17 protein-coding genes are annotated in these 21885 nt (G+C 68.5%); 4 read left to right on the forward strand and 13 right to left on the reverse strand.

All coding sequences use genetic code 11. The features are described 5' to 3' along the window. Positions 1 to 31 precede the first annotated feature (31 nt). The gene (locus QRN21_RS16055) at positions 32 to 2023 is read right to left on the reverse strand and encodes a sigma-70 family RNA polymerase sigma factor (protein WP_285365212.1); all 1992 of its coding nucleotides are present in this window, start codon (positions 2021 to 2023) and stop codon (positions 32 to 34) included. A 154-nt stretch (positions 2024 to 2177) separates the two neighbouring features. Here QRN21_RS16055 and QRN21_RS16060 point away from each other — a divergent pair, with 154 nt between their 5' ends. Further along, complete coding sequence (locus tag QRN21_RS16060; protein WP_285365213.1) at positions 2178 to 3764, forward strand: PucR family transcriptional regulator; 1587 nt, start codon at positions 2178 to 2180, stop codon at positions 3762 to 3764. Positions 3765 to 3768: 4 nt separating this feature from the next. Here the strand turns inward: QRN21_RS16060 and QRN21_RS16065 are convergent, their stop codons facing one another. From QRN21_RS16065 to QRN21_RS16085, 5 genes are all read right to left on the reverse strand, one after another. Next, positions 3769 to 5667 (reverse strand): sigma-70 family RNA polymerase sigma factor, encoded by a 1899-nt coding sequence (locus tag QRN21_RS16065; RefSeq protein WP_285365216.1) that lies wholly within the window; start codon positions 5665 to 5667, stop codon positions 3769 to 3771. A 259-nt stretch (positions 5668 to 5926) separates the two neighbouring features. Next, positions 5927 to 6520: a hypothetical protein gene (locus QRN21_RS16070; protein ID WP_056276892.1), complete on the reverse strand. Its 594-nt coding sequence runs from the start codon at positions 6518 to 6520 to the stop codon at positions 5927 to 5929. After that, positions 6517 to 7479, reverse strand: a complete 963-nt coding sequence (locus QRN21_RS16075; protein ID WP_285365219.1) for a class C sortase — start codon at positions 7477 to 7479, stop codon at positions 6517 to 6519. Before QRN21_RS16075 ends, QRN21_RS16070 begins: the two co-directional genes overlap by 4 nt. 102 nt (positions 7480 to 7581) lie before the next feature. Further along, on the reverse strand, positions 7582 to 9063 hold the full coding sequence (locus tag QRN21_RS16080; RefSeq protein ID WP_053098784.1) for a SpaH/EbpB family LPXTG-anchored major pilin: 1482 nt from the start codon (positions 9061 to 9063) through the stop codon (positions 7582 to 7584). 67 nt (positions 9064 to 9130) lie between these two features. Next, entirely contained in the window at positions 9131 to 11656 is a 2526-nt protein-coding gene (locus tag QRN21_RS16085) for a prealbumin-like fold domain-containing protein (RefSeq protein WP_056276887.1), read from the reverse strand. 210 nt (positions 11657 to 11866) lie between these two features. On the opposite strand from QRN21_RS16085, the gene QRN21_RS16090 reads away from it, so the two are divergent. Then, positions 11867 to 12514, forward strand: coding sequence for a LysE family translocator (locus tag QRN21_RS16090; protein WP_285365223.1), 648 nt, complete (start codon positions 11867 to 11869; stop codon positions 12512 to 12514). Between the two features lie 9 nt (positions 12515 to 12523). Here the strand turns inward: QRN21_RS16090 and QRN21_RS16095 are convergent, their stop codons facing one another. From QRN21_RS16095 to QRN21_RS16110, 4 genes are all read right to left on the reverse strand, one after another. Beyond that, positions 12524 to 13321 (reverse strand): DUF1206 domain-containing protein, encoded by a 798-nt coding sequence (locus tag QRN21_RS16095; RefSeq protein WP_285365225.1) that lies wholly within the window; start codon positions 13319 to 13321, stop codon positions 12524 to 12526. A gap of 67 nt (positions 13322 to 13388) precedes the next feature. Then, positions 13389 to 14021, reverse strand: a complete 633-nt coding sequence (locus QRN21_RS16100) for a GyrI-like domain-containing protein (RefSeq protein ID WP_056276881.1) — start codon at positions 14019 to 14021, stop codon at positions 13389 to 13391. Positions 14022 to 14129: 108 nt separating this feature from the next. After that, a complete protein-coding gene (locus QRN21_RS16105) occupies positions 14130 to 14993 on the reverse strand; it encodes an AraC family transcriptional regulator (protein ID WP_072590736.1) in 864 nt (287 codons plus the stop codon). Positions 14994 to 15082: 89 nt separating this feature from the next. Next, positions 15083 to 16252: an ROK family protein gene (locus QRN21_RS16110; protein ID WP_285365231.1), complete on the reverse strand. Its 1170-nt coding sequence runs from the start codon at positions 16250 to 16252 to the stop codon at positions 15083 to 15085. An 86-nt stretch (positions 16253 to 16338) separates the two neighbouring features. Between QRN21_RS16110 and xylA the strand changes: the two genes are divergently transcribed. Then, on the forward strand, positions 16339 to 17526 hold the full coding sequence (gene xylA / locus QRN21_RS16115; protein ID WP_056276871.1) for a xylose isomerase: 1188 nt from the start codon (positions 16339 to 16341) through the stop codon (positions 17524 to 17526). 5 nt (positions 17527 to 17531) lie between these two features. Continuing rightward, positions 17532 to 18818 carry a xylulokinase gene (gene xylB / locus QRN21_RS16120; RefSeq protein ID WP_285365234.1) on the forward strand — a complete coding sequence of 429 codons (1287 nt, stop codon included), beginning with the start codon at positions 17532 to 17534 and terminating at the stop codon, positions 18816 to 18818. A 136-nt stretch (positions 18819 to 18954) separates the two neighbouring features. On the opposite strand, the gene QRN21_RS16125 is transcribed toward xylB, so the two are convergent. Genes QRN21_RS16125 through QRN21_RS16135 form a run of 3 tightly spaced genes read right to left on the reverse strand, consistent with a single transcriptional unit; the run spans position 18955 to position 21871 of the window. Further along, positions 18955 to 20016, reverse strand: coding sequence for a Gfo/Idh/MocA family protein (locus QRN21_RS16125; protein WP_285365237.1), 1062 nt, complete (start codon positions 20014 to 20016; stop codon positions 18955 to 18957). After that, on the reverse strand, positions 20013 to 20744 hold the full coding sequence (locus QRN21_RS16130; protein WP_157538080.1) for a cupin domain-containing protein: 732 nt from the start codon (positions 20742 to 20744) through the stop codon (positions 20013 to 20015). Before QRN21_RS16130 ends, QRN21_RS16125 begins: the two co-directional genes overlap by 4 nt. Next, positions 20741 to 21871, reverse strand: coding sequence for a Gfo/Idh/MocA family protein (locus QRN21_RS16135; protein WP_285365239.1), 1131 nt, complete (start codon positions 21869 to 21871; stop codon positions 20741 to 20743). The genes QRN21_RS16130 and QRN21_RS16135 overlap by 4 nt, the downstream gene beginning before the upstream one ends. Positions 21872 to 21885 lie beyond the last annotated feature (14 nt).

Consider the following 21885-nt stretch of genomic DNA (forward strand, 5'->3'; position numbering starts at 1 on the left):
CCCGCGGGGCCCTGCGCACACGGGGTGACGGTCAGGGAACGACGAGGATGTAGTCCGTGTCAGAGATGCCGAGGATCCCCGTCGCCGGGTCGACGTAGCGCAGGGTGATCCGATGGAGCCCGGGCCGGATGTCGATGAACGACACGATGGTCGAGGAGTCGTCGAGCAGCGCGAGCGACGCCGTCTCCCCGTCCAGGGACACGGATGCCGTCGAGCCGGCGACGCCGCGGACGTCGAGCGAGAGGTCATCCCGTCGCCCGTCGCCGTCGGAGTCGACGCGGGAGATCGCACCGTCCGAGTCTTCGGCGAGCCCCGGGACCGGGAAGTAGAGGCGCCCCGTCGGATCACTCACCGTCCGCACGCCGGTGGTCCGGGATGTGTGGCGCATCGAGATCGACATGCCCTGGTGAAGCGTGTCGACATCGGGGCGCACCGAGAAATCTCCGTCAGGACCGACGAGGGTGGAGGCGATCACGAGTCCGGTCTCGTCGACGATCTGCACCGCTGCTCCCGGAGTTCCCGTGCCGGTGATGGTCGGGGGAACAGTCGTCCCCGGCAGGATGCTCCAGTCCATCGTCACCGGCTCGGCGACGGGAGGCTCGATGACCGGAGGGTCGATCACGGGAGGGTCGACCACCGGAGGGTCGACGACCGGCGGGTCGACGACAGGAGGGTCGACCACCGGCGGGTCGACCACCGGAGGGTCGACCACCGGAGGGTCGACGACAGGAGGCTCGACCACCGGAGAGTCGACGACAGGAGGGTCGACGACAGGAGGGTCGACGACCGGCGCCTTCACGACGGGTGGCGCGATGACCGAGGGGCCGCCGGCGGGAGGCTCGACCACGGACGGGTCGACCACCGGGGGAACCACGATGATCGGGTCGATGACGACCTCTTGGCCGGCGTGCTCCTCGGGAACTGTTACGGGCGTCTGCGGGTCGACACCCGTCTTGGCCTCCTCCGCCGGCGCGATCGGGCTCGGGACCGCCGTCGATTCGGGCGACATGATCGGCGCCGGAGATGCGACGACGAGCGCGGACGACGGTGTCGACGACTCCTCGGCGTTCGGCGCGCCCACGGGCGCCAGCTGTGCGGCCACCGCTGCGACCGCGACGACGGCCCCGACTGCCGCGACGGATCCGCCGACGACCAGCCATCGAGCGGTACCCCTGGGCATCCAGGCCGGCGCAGACGCAGCCGTCGCAGGCGCAGGAGAGCCGGCCGAATAGGCTAACGCCGCCGGTCCGCCGATGATCACGGGAAGCAGCACGGCGCGCAGCTTCGATGACGCCTGCTCGATCTCGGCGCTCGCCATCGTGCACCGCTGGCAGCGCTCCAGGTGCGCGTCGAATCGCGTTCGGTCGGCACGCGCCACATGGCGCCTGCGCCCCTGCGCCACGATGCGCTCGCAGACCCACCGGCATTCCGGGTCACGTCCCGGTTCCTTGATGTGGGCCTGCAGCCAGGCGAGCTTGAAGCCCTCGCGCGCCCGGGCCGCCAGCACCGAGACGGCGTTGGGAGTCATGCCCATGAGCGGCGCGATCTCACGCGGCTTCATGCCCTCGACTTCGAGGTACCAGAGCAGTGTGCGCCACCGTTCGGGGAGGTCCTTGAACGCCACCGTCAGCAGCGCCTTGTCAGAGAGCAGGTCGAGCGAATCCTCCGTGTGCTCGGTCGGAAGCTCCTCGATGTATTCGAGCGCGACGACGTCCTTCTGCTTTCCTCCCCATGTGGCGGCCGCGCTGCGCACGGCCGCGAAGATGTAGGGACGGAACGCATCCGTCGGACCTCCGCCATTGCGGATCGCGCTGAAGGTCTTGGCGAACGCCTCACTGACGAGATCCTCGGGGTCGATCGAGCTCGTGATCGAACGCGCCGCGCGGAGGGCTGCCGGCGAGTGACGATCCCACAGCACGCCGAACGCACTGCTGTTCCCCGCTCGGGTCGCGAGGACGAGCTCGTCGTCACTCGTCTCGGGATCGATCCGCGTGCGCCGCTCGCGCACTGTCGACGAGCTCATGGCGCGACCCGTTCGGCGCGAATCGAGGCAGGAGCAACGGACGGGTCGTTCACAGGGATCCCTTTCGACTTCTTACTGTCAGTCTCGCGACATCGCGATCTGACCGGTATGTAGATTCATACGAGAGTTCTTGACACCGAATAGAGAAGATTCCATGGCCTTCGATGACATCCGCGCCGAAGCTCCCACGTTGCGCGACGCGCTCCGTCTGAGCGACGGGAGGCTCTTCTCCCCCCGTCGAAGCACGCGGCTCGATGCCAGGACGTACGTGGGCGTGGAGTTCTACGATCCGTCGGCATCCGCATCCGACTACACCGATCGCATCGTCCTCGGGGCCGGTGTCGCGACGACGAGCGTTCCGGCCCTCGTCGCCGAGCTGGCCGATGTCGGGGCGGCCGCGCTGGTGGTGCGCGCTCCCGATGACGGCGATGGCCTGGAGCGCATTGCCCTCGATCTGCACGTCGCCCTGCCTGTCCTCCACCACAGTGACGGGGACTGGGCACAGCTGGCGAACGTCCTGCGGTCGCTGCTGAGCGGTCACTCGATCGGCCGGGTCTCGGGTGTGCGACTGGGAGACCTCTTCGGCCTCGCCAACGCCATCGCCACCCTCGCGGACGGTGCCGTCAGCATCGTCGACTCGACCGGTCAGATCGTCGGCTACTCCACGCACAGCGAGCAGCCGATCGACGACGTCCGTCGACGCACCACTCTGCTGCTGCAGGAGGACATCTCGATCGCATCCGACTCGCGCTACCGGTCGCTGCTCCGCGCCAGCGAGGCACGGCACTTCCCCTCGAGCACCGACGAGTTCGGACGCGTCGGGATCGCCGTGCGAGCGTCCGGCGAGCTGCTCGGCTCTCTCTGGGTGATCCAGATCGATCCATCGCCGGCCGCCCGGACCCGGTCCCTGCTGGAGGAGATGGAACCGATCGTGGCCCAGCATCTGCTTCGTGCTCGAGCGGAGGCGGGCGACCGGGACCGTCGGACATCCGACCTGCTCCGCACGCTTCTCGAAGATCGACGGCATGCCCGCGGCGCGGCGTCGCAGCTCCTCATCCGTCCCGAAGCCGGATGCACGGTCGTGTGCTTCCGGATCACCACGTTCGACGAGGTGGAGGCGATGCGCGGTCTGCAGCGAGTACTCCATCTGGCGATGAGCGTGTCCGGCGCCGCTTTCCCCGGCTCCCACAACGCGGTCGTCGGCTCGGAGGTCGTGACGCTCATCCCGGGCCCGAATGCGGCTGCGGTCGAGACCTTCACCCAGGCGGTGATCCGGATCGACGACGCGTTGATCGCCGGCATCGGCACGCGCGCGTACGACATCAACGGCATCGGCCGTTCCTATCGTGAGGCCGGGGCCACGGCCGGCGTGCTCGTGAGTTCGTCGCTCCGCGACGACCATGAGCTCCGCATCGCGACCTTCGACGAGATGCGCGATCGCCTGGCGATCCTCCAGGTCGCCGACCTGATCGACGGCCTGGATGCCACGGTCGGCGACGCCGCGAGCATCCTGGCCGAGCATGATGCCGCGCAGGGCACCCGTCTGACGCACACCATGCGGGTCTTCCTCGACCAGCTCGGCAGTGTGCGTGAGACCGCCAGCGCACTGCACGTTCACCAGAACACCGTCCGGTATCGGCTCGATGTCGTGCGCAACGAGCTCGGGATCGACATCGATTCGCCGGCCACGCGACTCTGGCTCTGGCTCCGGCTGTCGGCGACCGCGCGCACCGCAGTGTGAGGACTCATTCGATCGCCGCCGGCAGCAGCACGGTCACTCCGGCACGACCCGTGGACGGCTCGATGTACCGGGCGGCGACGAACGGCTCATCGACACCGGATCGCACGACGATCCCGTCGATGTCGTCGGTCGCGAGCCGCACAGTGCGCGATCGCCCCTGCTCATCGAGCAACTCGACCCACGCATCCGGTGCGGCGCTCAGATGCAGACAGCTGACAGCGCCGAGGGACGCCTCAGGACAGGCATCCTGGTCCGCGGCCGCGATCGTGGGCGTCGCGAAGGTGAGCGGCCCCATCGCCTCCGCCCACTCGGTGACTCCGGTCGCCGCGTCGTACTGCCTCACGCTGAGCGTCATGCCCTGACGCAGGGCTTCGCCCGAGACGTCGAGCACGAATGCGCCGTCTTCGTCGATCACCCCGGTGTCGAGCATGACGCCGCTCTCGTCGGTCACCGTGACGACCGCGCCTGCAGCGCCGACCCCCTCGATCAGATCCGGCACGAGAGAGTCCTGGGCGATCGACCGGGTGATGCGGAACTCCGCCAGGTCGATGGGCGGCGGTGTCTCCGACGGAGCGTCGGTCGGGGTCGGGGTCGGAGTCGGAACCGCTGTCGACGGGGCCGGGGCGATACTGAGCGGGGTCAGTGGGGGCTGCCTCTCGCCGGGTCCTGGGGTCTCCGGTTCACGGCTCGCGTCCGAATCGGGCTCCAGTCCCGCATCGACCTCGGGCTCCGGCGACGGCAGGGGCTGCGGTTCGGGCATCGGCTCGGATGCGGGCGGCTGAGTCGGGAAGCGCGGCAGATCTTCGAGAACCGGGCCCGCCTCACCGGAGACCGACGCCTCGGAGATCGACCGGGTGAGTTCCGAATCGTCCGATTCCTCGGCCGACAGACTCAGGACGCTGCCCGCCAGGATGACGGCGCCGACCACGACGACGGCGGTCGCCGCCAAGGCGGCCAAGCCACCGGCCGGTACCACCGCCGCTGCTCCGTGCGCGGCGACAGGCGCCCCCGCGCCGATCGAGGAGGTTGCTGCATCGGCCCAGCCAGACGACCCGGTGGACCCCACCACGGAGCTCGCGCCCATGACCTGCGCCTCCGCGGAGGCATCACCGGTGTAGATCGCCGCCGCCACGCCTCCCAACAGCGCGGCAGGCAGGATCGCCCGCAGCCGCTGCGAGACGGTATCGATCTCCGCGGCGACGATCCGGCATCCGCCGCACACGCTCATGTGCTCTCTGAAACGGTCGGCGTCGCCGACCGCGACCGGACGACCGCGACGGTCGACCACGCGCTCGCAGAACCACCTGCAGTCCTCAGACCGCGAGGGATCGTGGATGTGCGCCTCGAGCCAGGCGCGTTTGAAGCTGTCGCGTGCGCGCGCCGCGAGAGCGGAGACCGCATTGGCCGTCATCCCCATCAGGGGCGCGAGCTCTCGCGGCTTCATGCCCTCGACCTCGAGATACCAGAGCAGCGTGCGATGCCGAGCCGACAGCGTGCCGAACACGGCCGCGATGCTGGATCGCTCGGCGATGCGCTCGAAGGCATCGCCGCCCTCCGACGACAGATCGCCCTCCGAGATCAGGTCGATCGACAGGTCGGTCCCGTTGCGGGACCAGCGCGCGGCCGTGTTGCGCAGCGTGGCGAGGAGATATGGCCGGAACGCGTCGCTCGGCCCGCCGCCCGCCTTGGTCACCCGGAGTATCGACGCGAACGCCTCGCTCACGAGATCGTCGGGATCCGCCGAGGGCGAGATCGCTCGCGCGGCTCGGCGCGCGGATTCGACATGCCGGCGCCACAGGAGGGCGAAGTCGCCGATGTCGCCACCCCGCACCGCCTCGATGATCTCGGCATCGGACGGCTCACCCGAGATGTCGTCGTCGTCGAGATACGTACCGAGGATCATGCTGCTCCGGATGCTGTCGAGTCCGGCATCGCGAGCGCAGCGCCGGAGACGGTTGAGGGACGAGGCAGTGGGGATGCCTCGTCCCTCCGACTCTCGTAAGGGTCGAATCCGCTCTGAGAAGGTTCGGCCGGGGAGTGGTCGACCTCTGCTGTGCGGGCGTCGGCCGGGAACCCGACGCGAGGCCGATGGCCATACCTACAAGACCGGTATGACCGGAAATCGTGACGGTCAGAACCCGAGATTCTCGCTGTGCAGGACATCAGCTGCCGCTCGCCGCCGGGTCCACGGGCGCGAGCGACAGGAAGCGCATCTTGTTCTCGCCGTAGAAGCACGTCTGGACCATGAACTCCCCCGTCATACCGGTGAGTTCTTCGACGTTCGACCACTTGGGCGTGTGCCGCTCCTCGACCACCTCGTAGATCACGTCGGAGCCCTCGACGGTGACCCGCTGACCGAGCTCCCAGCCGAGGATCACGTCTCCCCCGCAGTTGTTGTGTGCGGCGAACAGCGGCAGCACGTCGTCGATGCGGTAGCTGATCATCTCGGTGAACGTGCCGTCGCATCGGTCGAGCTCGACCATCCCGCCCTCGACCCCGAGCCTGATGACGGGAAGCTCGTCGGGCGCGAAGACCTCATGGAATGTCTTCAGCACCGAGACTTTGACGTCACCGGTCACTTTGTCGACCGCATCGGGGGCGAGCACGGATGCGGAGAGGAAGGATGCTCCCAGTCCGACGAGCAGGATGCTGGTCGACAGCAGACCGATACGTCGCCGCGGGCGGCGGCGTGTCACGGGCTCGCCGGGTTCGTCGCCGTTCGCGGCGGTGCGGTCCACTGCGACGTCGACCGTCATGAGTCGGAGCCAGCGGACACGTGCGTCGCTCGTCGGCCGCTGCGGTTCTTCCGGGCACGGCGAGGCTTGACGACGATGAACGTGAGTGCCGGCACCCCGACGACGAGCAGTGCCCACCACGGGAAGCCGGCGGGGTCGGTGGTGTCCGCGATGGTCGTCACCGCGGAGTCCTCGGTCGGAGCATCGATGCGCTCTGCGCGCACGAGCAGGCGGTGCGTGTTGACGCCGGTGGGCGTGCACGTGACGAGCGTGAGGTAGTCCTTGCCGGCGACCTGACGCAGGTCTTCCGCGTCGTCGGGAAGAACGGTCTTGGTCTGATCGACCTCGTAGTAGAGGTCTTCGCCCAGTGCGCTGACGATGATGACGTCGCCCTCGACGAGTTCATCGATGTCATCGAAGAGGGTGGCCTGCACGAAGCCGTTGTGGCCGGTGAGCACCGAAAGCGTCCCCGGTCCACCGACAGGAAGCGATGAGCCGTAGAGGTGCCCGATACCGCGAGACAGTGTGTCTTCATCGGTGCCGTGGAAGACCGGCAGATCGACGTGGATGCTCGGAATGCGAATCCGCGCCATCGTGTCGGTTCCCTCGGTGGTCAGAGTGTCGAAGTACGCCGAGGCCCCCTCGCCGATCGCCGTCTGCTGTCCGTCTGCTCCGAGGGCATACGGGTCGCGCAGCGGCCCGGTCGGAAGATTCTCGTTGTACTCCTCAGCGGCGGCGAGCATCTCGTCGACCGCCTCATCGGGGATCTGCTCGACGGACTGGATGTACCCGTCGACGTCGGTGTCGTGAGACCAGGCCGAGAACCAGGAGGCCGCGGTCGGGTAGACGAGGACCACGATGCCGATGGTCGCGATGAGCATGACGATCGACTGGCTCCATCCCCACCGCGCCTTCTGGGCGGTGGCACCCGTAGCGGGTCGCGCTGGGGCGTCCGGTGCGGACGCGTCGATGAGGGTCATGCTGCGCTTTCTGATCGGAGCTGGAGAAGAAGTAGGTGGAAACGAATGGGCCGTGCGGGGGAAGGGATCTCTTCACCTCCCCCGCACGGCCGGTCTTTCGGGTTACGCCTGTGCTGCGGCCTTGCGACGGCTGCGGATGGCGAGCAGGACCGCTCCACCGAGCAGCATGACGCCGCCGGCGAGGAACAGGGTCGTGCCGGTGCCACCGGTCAGCGGCAGGGTGAAGCCGGCGTTCGAGGGAACGTTGACGACCTCGAGGTCGACGCCCACAGCCGAGGTGGCGGCGGTGACGGTGAACTCGATCGGAGCTGCGAGCAGCTCGAACCCGTCGGGTGCGACGATCTCAGCGAGCCAGTACGACTGGTAGCCGTCTTCGCCCACGGCGACGGTGGCGTTGTCAGCCCAGTCGGAGTAGCGCAGACCCGAGATGGTCACGGTGCCGTCAGCGGCGACCGCGAACTCGGTCGAACCGGCGAGCGCGATGGCGTTGGTGCCGTCGATCGCGTCCTGCTGGGTCGGGTACACCGAGAACACTGCACCGGTGAGCGGTGCGCCGGCCTTGTCGGTCTTCTCGACCGTGATGTCGCCCCACTTGGTGATGACCTCGGGGGTGACGGTGGGTCCGCCGGGCTCGCCCGGTGCGACCGTGTACGAACCGGCGTTCGGGTAGAGCACTGCCGTGTTGGCGATCTCGCCGACCGTGTTTACCTCGGCGGTGATGACGACCTGAACCTCGGTGGCCGGGTGAGCCGCGAGAACTGCGCGACCCGCGGCGGTGAACTCGACCGTCACCGCGTTGGTGGCGGCGTCGTGGACGACCGTGTAGTCACCCGCAGCGAGCGGGGTTCCGTCGACGAGCGTCACAGCGGCGCTCACGTAGTCGAGCTTGGCGTCCAGCGTGTCGACGATCTTGTAGCCGTCGATGACTGCGACGTTGGGGATGCCTGCCGTGATCGTGAAGTCGATCTCGTCGCCGAGCTTGATGTCGGCCGAGTCCTCGACGGTCTTGGTCGCCTCGGTGAGGGCGTTCTTCGGGTAGACGTGCACGTCGTACAGCCACGTGCTGTCATCGGCCGGGTCCGTCAGCGGGACCGTCACGAGGAACGGGGCCACGCCGGTGGAGCCAGCGAGCGGAGCGGTCTCCACCACGAAGTAGAGGCCGAGGTCGAGGTTCGCCAGGGCGATCTCACCGTTCGCGTCGGTCAGGGTCTGACCGCCGATCGCGCTGGCCGTGTATCCGGCAGCCGTGATGTCAGCGACGCTGTCGGGGTTCAGGTCGGCGAGATCGTTCGCGTCGACCCAGCCCTGGTTGCTCGTCAGGTCGATCGTGTCGACCTTGTAGACCGTGAAGCCCACGCCCGGCAGCGGTGCCAGTGCGACGTTCTGCTCGGTGCCGTCGTTCGGCAGGCCGGTGGGCGTCTCGGGTGCCTCGAACTTGTGGATCGTCAGCGAACCGACGGCGTCCGGGTCGACGAGGTTGGGCGTCGCGGCGCTTGCAGGCGCTGCGAGGGTCAGCGCGGCGACGCCTGCGACGAGCAGACCTGCCGCGACGCGGGATCCGCGTCCGTTGTTGGGAGTGTTCACTGTGTCTCTCTCTAGGTGGCCAGGTCGCCCTGGTGGGTTGCAGATGGTGGATTGTGAGAAGTGCAGATCAGATCTGCGGGTCTGTGGTGTCGGCACGTGTGTTGCGTCGGCGGACCCAGAGGGCCAGCCCGCCCGCGCCGAGCACGGTCAGGGAACCGGCGAGGATGTAGGGCAGTGCGCCCGTCCCTCCGGTGGTCGGAAGGGTCAGCGCCGGCACGTCGCGCACCGTGATGATCTGACCGGTGGAGGTCACCGCCTGATCGCCGCCTGCGGTGATGCTCACCGTGCGGTCCGGGTTGATGACGAACTTCACGGGAGCGGCGAGCAGGCTGAACCCGTCGGGTGCCGTCAGCTCGCTCAACCAGTACGTGCCGGCCGGGATGCTGTCGATCTGGAACAGACCGGTCTCGACCCCGTTGATGGTGAAGGGAAGCGCCGTGCCCGGCTGCCCGTTCGCGTCTGCGAGCACCGCGAACGAGGAGCCGTCCATGCGCACCCAGGTGTTCGCTGCCGCTTCGCCGACCTTCTCGATCTTCAGCGGGATGCGGAACGGCTCGACGGGGGTCTCGGTGCTGTCGTTGTTCGAGCGCACCGGACCGCCCTTGGGGTCGGTTCCCGTGGAGTAGGCCGTGTTGATGACCTTCTTCGCGTCGACGTCTGCCTGGCCTATGACGTACGGCGCATTCGCGGCGCACGTCGAGATCTGGGTCGGCGCGATCGTCGTGGGCGTGCAGGTGACGGTGATGTTGCGCTGCGTCAGGCGGTCATCGACCACGGTGATGTTCGCGACCGTGATGTTTCCGGTGTTGGTGACGGTGAACGCGTACATGATGTGGTCGCCGAGCCCGGTCACGCCGTCCTGATCGATGTCCACGACCGAGGCGGTCTTGTCGAGCACGAGAGCGGGCGTCCAGGTGGCGGGGATGATCTCGTCATCGGTGTCCGTGACGTTCGGTCCGACCGCCGGCGTTCCGGTGGCCCGTGCGACGTTCGTCAGCGGAGCGCTGTCGAGGTCCGCCTGCTGCACCACGTAGGTGGCCGTGCAGGTCATCTTGGCGCCACTGGCGAGTGTGGATCCCTGAATCGGTGTGCAGGACAGCGTCGTCATGTCGCCCGCACCCGAGAACGTGTCCTCGGTGATCCGCACGTTCGTGAGGTTCGTGTTGAGCGTCGTGTTCGTCGCGGCCTTGGGAGTCGTGTTGGTCGCCACGAAGCTGTAGGTGATGACGTCGCCGACCTTCGAGTACACCTTGTCGGGATCGGTGTCGCTCGTCACGGCGACGCCGTTCACGGCGGTGATGCTCTTGACGATGTCGATCGACGGCTGGATGACCTCGAGCGACGCGTTGGCCGGCGGGTTCAGGTTCGTCGTGATGTTGGCGGGACCGTTGATGTAGGTGCCGTTCACCGTCGAGGTGACATCGACCGTGATCGTGCACGATGCCTGTCCGAGGGCGAGGTCGCCGCCGGTGACCGACACCGAGGTTCCGCCGGCCGGTGCCGTGACCACATAAGCCGCACCGGTGCGCTGCGTGCAGGTGCCGCCGACGTTCGGGGCCGCGGCGATCTTGAGGTTCGTCGGCAGCGCGTCGGTGATGGTCCAGTCGCTCTTGGCCATCAGGTCGGTCGTGTTCGTGACGGTCAGCGTCATCTTCGACGTCGAGCCGTTGGTGATCACGGTCGGGCTGAACGCCTTGTCGAGCTGCGGGGTCACATCGACGATCTGCGGCAGATCGAAGGCGACGTCGTTGCCCGCGCCGGTGGCCGTCGCGTTGTAGAGCATCAGACCGAGGTTCGCCGTGGTTCCGACCGGCACCTGATATGCCGCGGACTGCAGCTTCGCGATCTGCGTCTCCCAGACCGTGTTGTTCGTGCAGGGGTTGAGTCCCGTGCTGAGCACGATCGGGGTGCCGTTCACGAGGAGGCTGAAGGTCTCCTTGGGCTGGTTCGCTCCGCCGGCTGCGGGACAGTTGACCGCAGCGAAGTATGCGGAGACCGCGTAGTAGTGACCGCCGATGGCCGGGATGGTGTTGACCGTGCGGAACTGCGTGCCCGCGGCGATCGCTCCGTTCGTCGCATTCGTGTACGACGTCAGCACCTGGTTGGTCGCGGCCTGCGTCGTCGTCTGGCCCTGCGCGACTCCGAGCGCACGAGCCATCTGCTGCAGCGTCGTCCACGTCGTGCTGACGTTGTTCAGGCAGCCCAGGTCAGTGACGGGCGCCGTCGGAGTCGCACCGCTCATGATCCAGCCGTTGCACTGGTTTCCGGCCGGGGTGTACTGCGTCGAAGCCGTGTACGTCGAGTTCGCCGCTGCCGCACCGCCGACGTAGGTGGTGATCGACCGTGCGGCGAGTGCTGCGCTCTGATTCGAGAAGTCTTCGGTGTACACCGGAGTACCCGGCTGAGGCGTTCCCGGTGTGCCGGGCACCGTCGCCGCGGCTGTGATTCCACTGTTGGGGGCGAGCGTCGCTCCGGCGACGAGCACGCCGGCGATGGCGAGCACGCCGAGCAGCCGCGTGATCGCCCGTCGGCGAGGCGCGACTGCGGAGCGTAATGACCGCTCCGTCGTGCGGTGGTGCGAGCGAATGCTCATGAATGTCCCAATCCCGGCATGCCCTCGGCCCGCCGGATACGGCGGAGCGCGAGAAGCGGATGCCTGTCCCCGAAAGTCGTGTGTGTCCCCAGTGCGAGACAGGAAGCAGAAGCCGCCCGTCACATACCCAGACCCCGGCGCGGACTTTTTATGACGGGCGAGGGAGAAAACTTTTCGGGGGGGCTCTTCGGGCTGCCCTAAGCTCGCACCATGTTCAGCGCCGAGACCCTCGCGACCTTCGTCGTGGCCGCGTTCGTCATGGTCGTGATCCCCGGACCGACAGTGCTGTTCACGATCGGCCGGGCGATGGCCCTGGGGAGACTGGGCGGGTTCCTCAGCATCCTGGGCACGGCGCTCGGCTCGATCCTGCTCGTCATCGCCGTCGCTTTGGGCGTCGGCACCGTCGTGGCGCAGTCGATCGTGCTGTTCACGATCGTGAAGGTGCTGGGCGCCGGCTACCTCGTCTTCCTCGGCGTCCAGGCCATCCGGCATCGAAAAGATGCCGCGGCCACGGTGACAGGACCTGTGGCACGGCGATCAGGCGTGCGTCTGCTCGGTGAGGGGTTCGTCGTCGGGGTCACCAACCCCAAGTCGATCGCCTTCTTCCTGGCGATCCTTCCTCAGTTCGTCGACCTGCACGCAGGGTCGGTGCCGATGCAGCTCTTCGTGCTCGGCACGATCGTCGTCGCGATCGGAGTGGCCTGCGATGCGATCTGGGTGCTGCTGGCGAGCGCCGCGCGCGAATGGTTCGGACGCTCTCCGCGACGCATCGAGGCGATGGGCGCCACCGGCGGCGTGCTCATGATCGGGCTCGGCGCGTTCCTCCTGCTGTGGAACGACAAGCCTGCGAACGCCTGAGGCCGAGACTCACATACGCGCGAAGCGGGCGCGGACCATCGAGAAGACGCCGTAGATCGCGAGTCCGACCCCGACGAGCCAGAGGATCGCTCGGCCCAGGGGCAGGTCGACGAGGCTCCGCAGAGCCGCATCGAGACCAGCGGCCTTCTGCGGATCCTGCGTCCACGCGGCGACCACGAAGAGCGCTCCGGTGACCGCGATCGCGATTCCCTTGGCGATGTAGCCGGCGACTCCGAGGGCGATGATCCCGGGCCGCGACGGGCCCGTCGGGACATCCATCGTCTTATCGAAGCCCCGAGTGAATCCGATGACGATGAATCCGATGCCGACACCCGCGACGGTCAGACCGAGGACGATGAGCGCCACGATGCCACCCGGCGCCGAGAGCACGACGGCGCTGAGCGCCCGAGAGGTGTCTTCGGATTCGACGTGCCCGCCGAAGGCGAAGATCAGGGCCAAGCCGGCGATCACGAGGTACGCGCCCGCGATGCCGATCAGCTTGATCCTCATCCCCCACTTCCTGGTCTCCTTGCCTCCGGTGAGGAGACCACTGGCGACCTGCCAGACCGCGAGCGCGATCAGGGCCACCGCGATCACGCCGAGGACCAGCCCGCCGACGGGCGTCGAACGGATCTGCTCCATCGCGCCGTCCTGATCGGCGTCTCCACCGCCGCCGCTGGCGATCGACACGGCGATCGCCCCGATGATGATGTGCACGAGGCCGATCACCACGAATCCCGCCCGCGCCACGCGCCGGAAGGCATCGGATCGCTGCGCCGTGCGCGCGGCACCCTTCGCTGAGGTCATCCGAGCAGGATATCTGTCGGCGCGAAGACGTCGGAGGGGGTTGCGTCGGTGCCGAGAGCCGCCCTCGTCAGGTCGCTCTCTCGACGGGTTGGCGCAGGATCGTCCGGAGCTTCGCCGGTTCGACCCGTCGGACATCGCTGAGGTAGATCTCGTGGTGCAGGCCCGTCATCGACAGGCCGTTCTCGGGGATGAATCGATGGTGCAGCCCGTCGAGCACCGGGGCCTCGTCGTCGTAGGAGCCGATATGGAGCGTCTGCACGCTGAGCCCTTCGTCGAGGGTCTCGAGACGCACAGAGCGGAGGGCGGGTGCAGGCTGCTTCTTCTTCGCCAGCTTCGCCTCGACCGTGTCGACCGCGTGGTCGAACATCTCCGGGGTGACGTGGTCGGGCACCATGATCAGGAGAGTCCACCGCCACGCCGATTTGTCGCGGCGCGATGTGAACGACTCCATGTCGGGCGCGTGCCACTGCCCCTCGAGCGGCATCACGACCGTGTCGATCCCGAGCTGCTCCCTGCTCGCGAACTTGAGCGCGTAGGCGATCGGGAAGAGTGCGGACACTGCCTCCTGGTATGCCTGGGCGGTGTTGGGATCGCCCGCCCCGTCGACCATCAGATACTGCATCGAGGGAACATCGAGGATGCGGAACTCCCCGTGCTTCGCCTGATAGGCGTCGAGGGTCTTCTTCGGGTCGAGCGCCATCGCGGGTCCTCTCACGGCGGAATCGGCATCCGACCGTCGGCACAGTGTCGCACGGGCGACGGACGTCAGGGTGGTCGGCGCGCATCCGCGCCGACCACCCTGACGCGCTCAGGCGGGCTCGACCGCGAGCCACAGCTCGCAGGACGCGTGCGTCCCGGTGAACTCGAGATACCGGACGATCGAGGGCGCGGGCCGCAGCCGCCACGGATTCGACGGGAACCACTCCGTCGCCGTCGCCGCCCACAGTGTCTGCAGGGTCTCCGGGAACGGCCCCGTGGCGGCGAAGACCGCCCAGGCGCCCGCCTCGACCCTCACGACATCGAGATCGTCGGGCACCGAGGTGGTCGGCCGCACGGAGACTCCGTGCAGGTAGGTGAGCTCGGTGCCCTCCGGCGCATCCTGAGCGATGTCCCCCGTGATGGCCAGGATCCCCTCGGGCTGCGCATCGCTCAGCGCCTTGAGGCGAGCATGCTCCTCCGGGGCGATCGAGGAGATGTGCGCCTGGATGTGCGGATTGGTGCCCTCGTGGATGAGCGGCACTCGTGCGGCATGGCCGACGAGGACGAGCTCGGGGGTGGTGGTGATGGTGACGTGCATCGGGGTGCTCCCTTCGACGCTCAGGCGGAACCGGAGCGTGGGTTGTGTGCGGAGAGGACCCCCGTCTCGGCGCGCATCGACCGGGCTGATCCCGTGCACGGCGCGGAACGCCCGGCCGAACGCCTCGATCGAGCCGTACCCGTGTCGCACGGCGACGTCGAGCACGTTCGGGGCGCCGGCGGCGAGTTCTGCGCCGGCCAGCGTCATCCGCCGACGGCGGACGTATTCCGACAGCGGCATCCCCGCCAGAGCCGAGAACATCCGGCGCAGGTGGTACTCCGTCGTGCCGTGCACGCGAGCGAACCCGGCGACGTCGATCTCGTCGCCGGTGCCTGCCTCGACGAGATCGACCAGTGCGTTGAGCGTTCCGATCACGAGGTCCTCCTTTCCCCACCATCGTGCGGCCCGAGGGCGATCTGCGACCCGACTTTCCGTGTCGGTTCCGATCGATCGCTTCTCGGAGGTCAGCTCCGCTCTCCCGGATCGGCGAGCAGGTCGGCGAATGCCAGCTCGGCCGCGCCGATCAGCAGCCTGTCAGCGCCGAGAGCGGCCGGGCGGATCTCGAGCGCCTCAGCGCTCTCCGACATCGCGAGCGCCGTCACATCGTCGACGATCTGATCCGCCCGCAGATCGGCGAGGGTGGCGAGGAATCCGCCCAGCACCACGAGAGCAGGATTGAGCACGTTCACGGCATTGGCCAGCGCGCTCGCGAGCACATGCGCCTGACGCGTGATCTCGGCGGCCACCACCGGCGAGTCGGATTCGGAGAGCTCGGCGGCGAGCGTCTCATCGTCGGCCGAGTCGAGGCCGACCGCATCGAGAAGCAGCCGGCGGCTCACCTCGGCCTCGAGCACACCGTCGCGAGTGCGGCGGTCGGCGTCTGCCGAGATCCGGGGTCTGTTCTGACCGAACTCCCCCGCGTACCCACCCGCCCCGGCGACCGGCCTCCCGTGGATGATCAGTCCGCCTCCGATACCCGACGCACCTCCGTTCAGGTAGACCACGTCGTCGATCCCCCGGCCGGCGCCGTAGCGGTGCTCGGCGATGGCTCCGAGCGTGGCGTCGTTGTCGACGAAAGCCGCAGACGCCGTCGCCGAACGGACGAGATCGGCGAGCGGCACATCGGTCCAGCCGAGATGAGGCGCATTGCGCACGACACCGTCGGATGTTCGCACGAGGCCGGGGACCGCGACACCGATCGCCGCGATCCGTGCCGCGGCGAGCGTCCCTTCGCGCCAGGCGGCGATGCGATCGGCGATCGTCGACACCACCGCATCCGGCCTCGGAACGGTCTCGTTCGGCAGTCGCTCGCGCAGGACGATGCTGCGGTCGAGGCCGATCGCAGCGATCTCGATCGCGTCGACCTCAGGGTTCACCGCGATGGCGACGACGCGAGCCGACGCCGTCACGACCGGTGAGGGGCGCCCCACACGGCCGGGTACGTCGGGTATGCGCTCGTCGACGAGACCGCGTCTGACGAGCTCTGCGACGAGGTCGGCGATCGTCGAGCGGTTGAGCCCGGTCTGCTCGGTCAGAGCGGCTCTCGACTGCGCGCCGTTCTCGTGCACGAGCCGCAGGAGGAGGGCGAGGTTGTGCGGGCGGGTGCCCAGCGCGGGGCTCGGCTGCGTCGGCATCCCTTCACTGTAGGGGGTGGACGCACCTTCTGTCATGAGATATGTTGTGAATCACAACTTATTCGATGACCTGCACAGGAGCAGCCATGACCACCCCCACCCGTGACGACAAGTTCTCCTTCGGCCTGTGGACCGTCGGCTACAACGGCGCCGACCCGTTCGGCGGCCCCACGCGCCCGGCGCTCGACGTGGTGCACGCCGTCGAGAAGCTCGCCGAGCTCGGCGCGTACGGCCTGACCTTCCACGACGACGACCTGTTCGCCTTCGGCTCGACCGATGCCGAGCGCCAGACTCAGATCGACCGCCTGAAGGGTGCGCTCTCCGACACCGGCCTCGTCGTGCCGATGGTCACCACCAACCTCTTCAGCGCGCCGATCTTCAAGGACGGCGGTTTCACCTCGAACGACCGCGACGTGCGCCGCTATGCACTCCGCAAGGTGTTCCGTCAGCTCGATCTCGGTGCCGAGCTCGGGGCCAAGACCTTCGTCATGTGGGGTGGCCGCGAGGGTGCCGAGTACGACTCCGCCAAGGACATCCGCCAGGCGCTCGAGCGCTACCGCGAGGCCGTCAACCTGCTCGGCGACTACGTCACCGACAAGGGCTACGACATCCGCTTCGCGATCGAGCCGAAGCCCAACGAGCCGCGCGGCGACATCCTGCTGCCGACGCTGGGCCACGCCATCGCCTTCATCGACTCGCTCGAGCGCCCTGAGCTCGTCGGCGTGAACCCCGAGGTCGGGCACGAGCAGATGGCAGGACTCAACTTCACCGCGGGCATCGCTCAGGCGCTGTTCCACGGCAAGCTCTTCCACATCGATCTCAACGGCCAGCGCGGCATCAAGTACGACCAGGACCTCGTCTTCGGACACGGCGACCTGCACAACGCCTTCTCGCTCGTCGATCTGCTCGAGAACGGCGGCCCCGGTGGAGTGCCCGCCTACGACGGCCCCCGTCACTTCGACTACAAGCCGAGCCGCACCGAAGACGAGAAGGGCGTGTGGGAGTCGGCCGCCGCGAACATGCGCACGTACCTGCTGCTCAAGGAGCGGGCGGCCGCATTCCGCGCCGACCCCGAGGTGCAGGAGGCGCTCGCCGCCGCCCGCGTCGACGAGCTCTCGACGCCGACCCTCAACCCCGGAGAGAGCTACGACGACTTCCTCGCCGATCGCTCGGCATACGAGGACTTCGACGCGAACTCGTACTTCGGCGGCAAGGGCTTCGGGTTCGTCCGGCTGCAGCAGCTCGCGACCGAGCACCTGCTCGGCGCTCGCTGATCGTCATGCCACTGGTTCTCGGGGTCGACTCGTCGACCCAGTCGTGCAAGGTCGTCGTCGTCGACACGTCGACCGGGGCGGTCGTCCGCTCCGGTCGCGCGTCGCACCCGGAGGGGACGTCGGTCGACCCCGAAGCCTGGTGGCAGGCGCTGAACGCCGCGATCGCGGAGGCGGGGTCGCTCGACGACATCGCCGCGTGGTCGATCGGCGGGCAGCAGCACGGCCTCGTCGCGCTCGACGAGTCGGGCGCGGTGATCCGCGACGCGCTGCTGTGGAACGACACACGTTCCGCCGGTGCGGCGCAGGATCTGATCGGCGAGTTCGGTGCGTCCGAACTCGCCGACCGCACCGGCCTCGTGCCCGTCGCCTCGTTCACGATCACCAAGCTGCGCTGGCTGCGCGACCACGAACCGGAGAACGCGGCACGGGTCTCCGCCGTCGCTCTGCCGCACGACTGGCTGACGTGGCGTCTGCGCGGGTTCGGGCCCGACAACCCCGTGCTCGACGAGCTGGTGACCGATCGGTCCGACGCCTCCGGCACCGGATACTGGAACCCGTCGACGGGCGACTATGACCGCGAGCTGCTGGTGGCGGCGCTCGGCCATGACGCGATCCTCCCCCGGGTGCTCGCCCACGACGAGTGGGTGACGGATGCCGACGACCGGCGCGTCGGTGCGGGAGCGGGTGACAACGCGGCCGCCGCGCTCGGACTCGGCGCCGTGCCGGGTGATGTGGTCGTGTCGATCGGCACCTCGGGCACGGTCTGCGCCATCAGCACCACTCCTCTGAGTGACCCGACCGGGACCGTCGCGGGCTTCGCCGATGCCTCAGGCAACTTCTTGCCTCTCGTCGCCACGCTCAACGCCGCGCGGGTGGTCGACGTGACCGCTGCGCTGCTCGGGGTCACGCACAGCGAGTTCAGCGACCTCGCGCTGCGGGCCGCCCCCGGCGCGGGCGGCCTCACTCTGCTCCCCTACTTCGAGGGCGAGCGCACCCCGAATCTGCCGGATGCCACGGCCTCCCTCTCGGGGATGACACTCGCCTCGACGACCAGGGAGAACCTCGCCCGCGCCGCCGTCGAGGGGATGCTCCGAGGACTCGGCGCCGGGCTCGATGCACTGCGCGATCTCGGCATCCCGCTCGAACGCGCCCTGCTGATCGGCGGCGGAGCGCAGTCGGAGGCCGTGCGTCGCATCGCGCCGGAGATCCTCGGCCTGCCGGTCGAGGTGCCCGAGCCCGGCGAGTACGTCGCGCTCGGCGCCGCCCGGCAGGCATCACAGCTCGTCGGCTGATCCCGCCGGAACGCACCCCGCCGGGAGGAGATCTCCTTGTCGGGAGGACGAATTCGCCGCATCCGTCCTCCCGAAGCGCAGTTCTCCTCCCGAGCGGGCGACCGAACGACCGAGCACACGAGCGAGGCGGATGCCGTCAGCCGGCCAGCACCCTGGCGTCCCGCTGGGCGATGATGCTCAGCTCCGCCGCCGTGAAGGCGTGCGCCTGTGTCATCGCGTGCTCGGTGCGGTCGATGCAGTCGCGGATCAGCTGGCCGAAGAAGGGGAACCCCGTCTTCCCTGTCGCGTCGAAGCGGAACTGTCCGTCCTGATCGACGAGCAGCACCTGTCCGCCGCCGTTGTCGGTCGTGATGTCGGTGTACTTGCGCAATTCGATGTATCCGTCGGTGCCGAGCAGCACGGTGCGACCGTCGCCGAAGACGTCGAGCCCCGCCGGGGTGAACCAGTCGACGCGCACGTAGCCGGTGGTGCCGTTGTCGAGCACGACGTGGGCGTCTCCGAAGTCCTGCAGGCCCGGAGTGTCGGGGTGCGCGTAGTTGGCGACGGTCGAGCTCACGATCTCGCCGGTCGTCGCGCCCGTGTAGTACAGCATCTGCTCGAAGTTGTGACTGCCGATGTCGCAGATGATGCCGCCGTACTGCTCGGGGTCGTAGAACCAGTCGGGCCGCCCCGTGCCGATGCGATGGGGGCCGAATGACGCGACCTGCAGCACGGTGCCGATCGCGCCCCGATCGATCAGCTGGCCGGCGAGGATCGCCGCCTCGGAATGCACGCGCTCGCCGTAGTACACGGCGAACTTCCGCCCGGTGCGCTCGACGGCCTCTCGAGCGGCATCCAGGTCGTGCATCGTCGTGATGGCGGGTTTGTCGGCGAAGAAGTCCTTGCCCGCGTCGAGCACGCGCACGCCGAGTGGAGCCCGCCGATTCGCGATCGATGCACTGGCGACGAGCCGCACCTCCGAGTCGTCGAGCACCTCCCGCTCGCTCGCGGCGGCACGCGCCTGCGGGAAGCGTTCGAGGAAGTCGGCGATCTTCACCGGGTCCTCATCGAAGACCAGCGAAAGGGTCGCGCCGGCCTCGATCAGCTGCTCGACCATGCCGACGATGTGACCGTGATCCAGTCCGATCGCGGCGAAGACGAACTCGCCGGGTGCGACGACAGGTTCGGGGAGCGGATCGAAGGTGTAGGTGCGGGTCATCGCCGGGTCTCCTCGTGGTTCATGTCATAGGTGCGCAGGCGTCCGCACATGCCGAATCCGCGGTCTCCCCCCGAGGGTACGGCTTCGTGCACGCGAGCATCGGCCAGGTGCGCCACCGAACCGGATGCCACGGCATCGGCGAGCGCCACCGAGCGCTCGGCCTGAGCCAGCGGACCCTGGCGCACGAGGTCGCCCCACGCCTCGGCGCGGTGGCGTACGAGCACACCGGCGGCGGCATGGAACGCGCGGAGCGCGCCGTGATCCCCACCCGAGACGGCATCCCGCAGCGTCTCGAATCCCGTCACGGCGAGATCGCGTCGTCGGGCCGCTCGCTCGGCGCGTTCATCTGCATCGTCTCCGAGCGAGGCCGCCGCCGCATACGCGTCGGGGTCGCCCACGATCTCGGCGGGGAACGTCATCACCGCATCACCCGCCTCGGGGAGTCCGGCGTCGCTCATCAGCACGACGACCCGCAGGTCGCCGCCGTTCACGGCACGGTGGATGGTGCCAGGGGTGAACCAGACGACGGACCCCGACCTCAGCGGGGTCTCATGGAACCCGGCGGCGTCGATCGTCTGCAGGGCTCCCTCACCGGAGATCACGACATAGGCCTCGGTCGAGACGAGGTGCATGTGAGGGCTGCCGCCGCAGATGCCGTCCGGCGCGGCATCCGGGTAGACGTCGAGGTGCGACAGCGATGTGCCGCCGGGGAACGAGGATGCGGTCACGATGCCGCCTCCACGAGCGACGCGGTCTTCTCGAAGAAGTGCGGGGCGTTCGCCACCAGCTGTCCCGCCCGATAGTAGGGATCGGACGCCGTGATCGGCAGCGAGACGAACTGGCGCTCGAAGCCGGACTTGTAGATCGCGGTCACCACCTCGACCGCATCGCGGCCGTCCTGTCCGCCGGCGATCGGGACTCTCCCCTCACGGATCGCGCTGAGCAGGTCGCCGATCTGGCCCTCATGCCCGAGGTGGGCGAGCGGGGCACGGCCGGCGACGAGCTCCTCGATGCGTGCGACGGCCTCGGGGTCTCCGCCGTCAGCGGGAAATCCGTCGCGTCGGGACTGCTCGGCGACGACGGAGAACGGCTGGGACACCCGGGCGTTCGCCCCCTGGATCACGATCGCCTGCTCCTCCCCGTGGTGCACCACGGAGCTGGTCAGCTGCGCGAGCCCCCGTTCGTAGCGGAAGACGGCGACCGAGAGATCCTCGACTTCGGCGTTGTCGTGCTGCGCGTTGGCGAGCATGGCCGTGATCTCGGCCGGGCGTCCGAGCAGCCACAGCAGCAGGTCGATGTGGTGGATGGCGTGGTTCAGCGTGCAGCCGCCCCCCTCTTTCTCCCAAGTGCCGCGCCACCAGAGGTCGTAGTACGGCAGCCCACGCCACCACGCCGAGTCGACCCGGACGTGCGAGATCGATCCCAGCAGACCCGAGTCGACGACCTCCTTCAGCGCGGCGAGATCGTCGCGGAATCGGTTCTGCGCGACGACGGACAGCACGCGGCCCGAACGCTCCTGCGCGGCGAGCATCGCATCGCACTCCTCGAGGGACGGAGCCATGGGCTTCTCGACCAGCACGTGGATGCCGGCATCGAGCGCAGCGATCGCGAGCGAGGCGTGCGTCGACGGCGGGGTCGCGATGCTCACCAGGTCGACGAGACCCGAGGCGATCATGGCGAGCGGATCATCGAACGTCGCCGCCCGCGTGAGCCCGAACGCCTCGGCCTTCTGCGCGGCCCGCCCGGGGATGACGTCGGCGAGCGCGGCGATCTCGCAGTCGCCCGCGAAGGCGAGATATCCGCTGATGTGCGCGTCGGCGATCCCGCCGGTGCCGATGATGCCGATCCTGAGCATTCGCTGCCTCCCCG

The organism is Microbacterium sp. LMC-P-041 (genome assembly GCF_030209555.1).
Classification (GTDB): Bacteria; Actinomycetota; Actinomycetes; order Actinomycetales; family Microbacteriaceae; genus Microbacterium.

Coding starts and splice junctions, on each gene's coding strand:
- QRN21_RS16055 (WP_285365212.1), bottom strand. CDS start 2,023: ATGAGCTCGTCGACAGTGCGCGAGCGGCGCACGCGGATCGATCCCGAG.
- xylA (WP_056276871.1), top strand. CDS start 16,339: ATGACCACCCCCACCCGTGACGACAAGTTCTCCTTCGGCCTGTGGACC.
- QRN21_RS16090 (WP_285365223.1), top strand. CDS start 11,867: ATGTTCAGCGCCGAGACCCTCGCGACCTTCGTCGTGGCCGCGTTCGTC.
- QRN21_RS16060 (WP_285365213.1), top strand. CDS start 2,178: ATGGCCTTCGATGACATCCGCGCCGAAGCTCCCACGTTGCGCGACGCG.
- QRN21_RS16070 (WP_056276892.1), bottom strand. CDS start 6,520: ATGACGGTCGACGTCGCAGTGGACCGCACCGCCGCGAACGGCGACGAA.
- QRN21_RS16135 (WP_285365239.1), bottom strand. CDS start 21,871: ATGCTCAGGATCGGCATCATCGGCACCGGCGGGATCGCCGACGCGCAC.
- QRN21_RS16065 (WP_285365216.1), bottom strand. CDS start 5,667: ATGATCCTCGGTACGTATCTCGACGACGACGACATCTCGGGTGAGCCG.
- QRN21_RS16095 (WP_285365225.1), bottom strand. CDS start 13,321: ATGACCTCAGCGAAGGGTGCCGCGCGCACGGCGCAGCGATCCGATGCC.
- QRN21_RS16110 (WP_285365231.1), bottom strand. CDS start 16,252: ATGCCGACGCAGCCGAGCCCCGCGCTGGGCACCCGCCCGCACAACCTC.
- QRN21_RS16100 (WP_056276881.1), bottom strand. CDS start 14,021: ATGGCGCTCGACCCGAAGAAGACCCTCGACGCCTATCAGGCGAAGCAC.
- QRN21_RS16085 (WP_056276887.1), bottom strand. CDS start 11,656: ATGAGCATTCGCTCGCACCACCGCACGACGGAGCGGTCATTACGCTCC.
- QRN21_RS16075 (WP_285365219.1), bottom strand. CDS start 7,479: ATGACCCTCATCGACGCGTCCGCACCGGACGCCCCAGCGCGACCCGCT.
- QRN21_RS16125 (WP_285365237.1), bottom strand. CDS start 20,016: ATGACCCGCACCTACACCTTCGATCCGCTCCCCGAACCTGTCGTCGCA.
- xylB (WP_285365234.1), top strand. CDS start 17,532: ATGCCACTGGTTCTCGGGGTCGACTCGTCGACCCAGTCGTGCAAGGTC.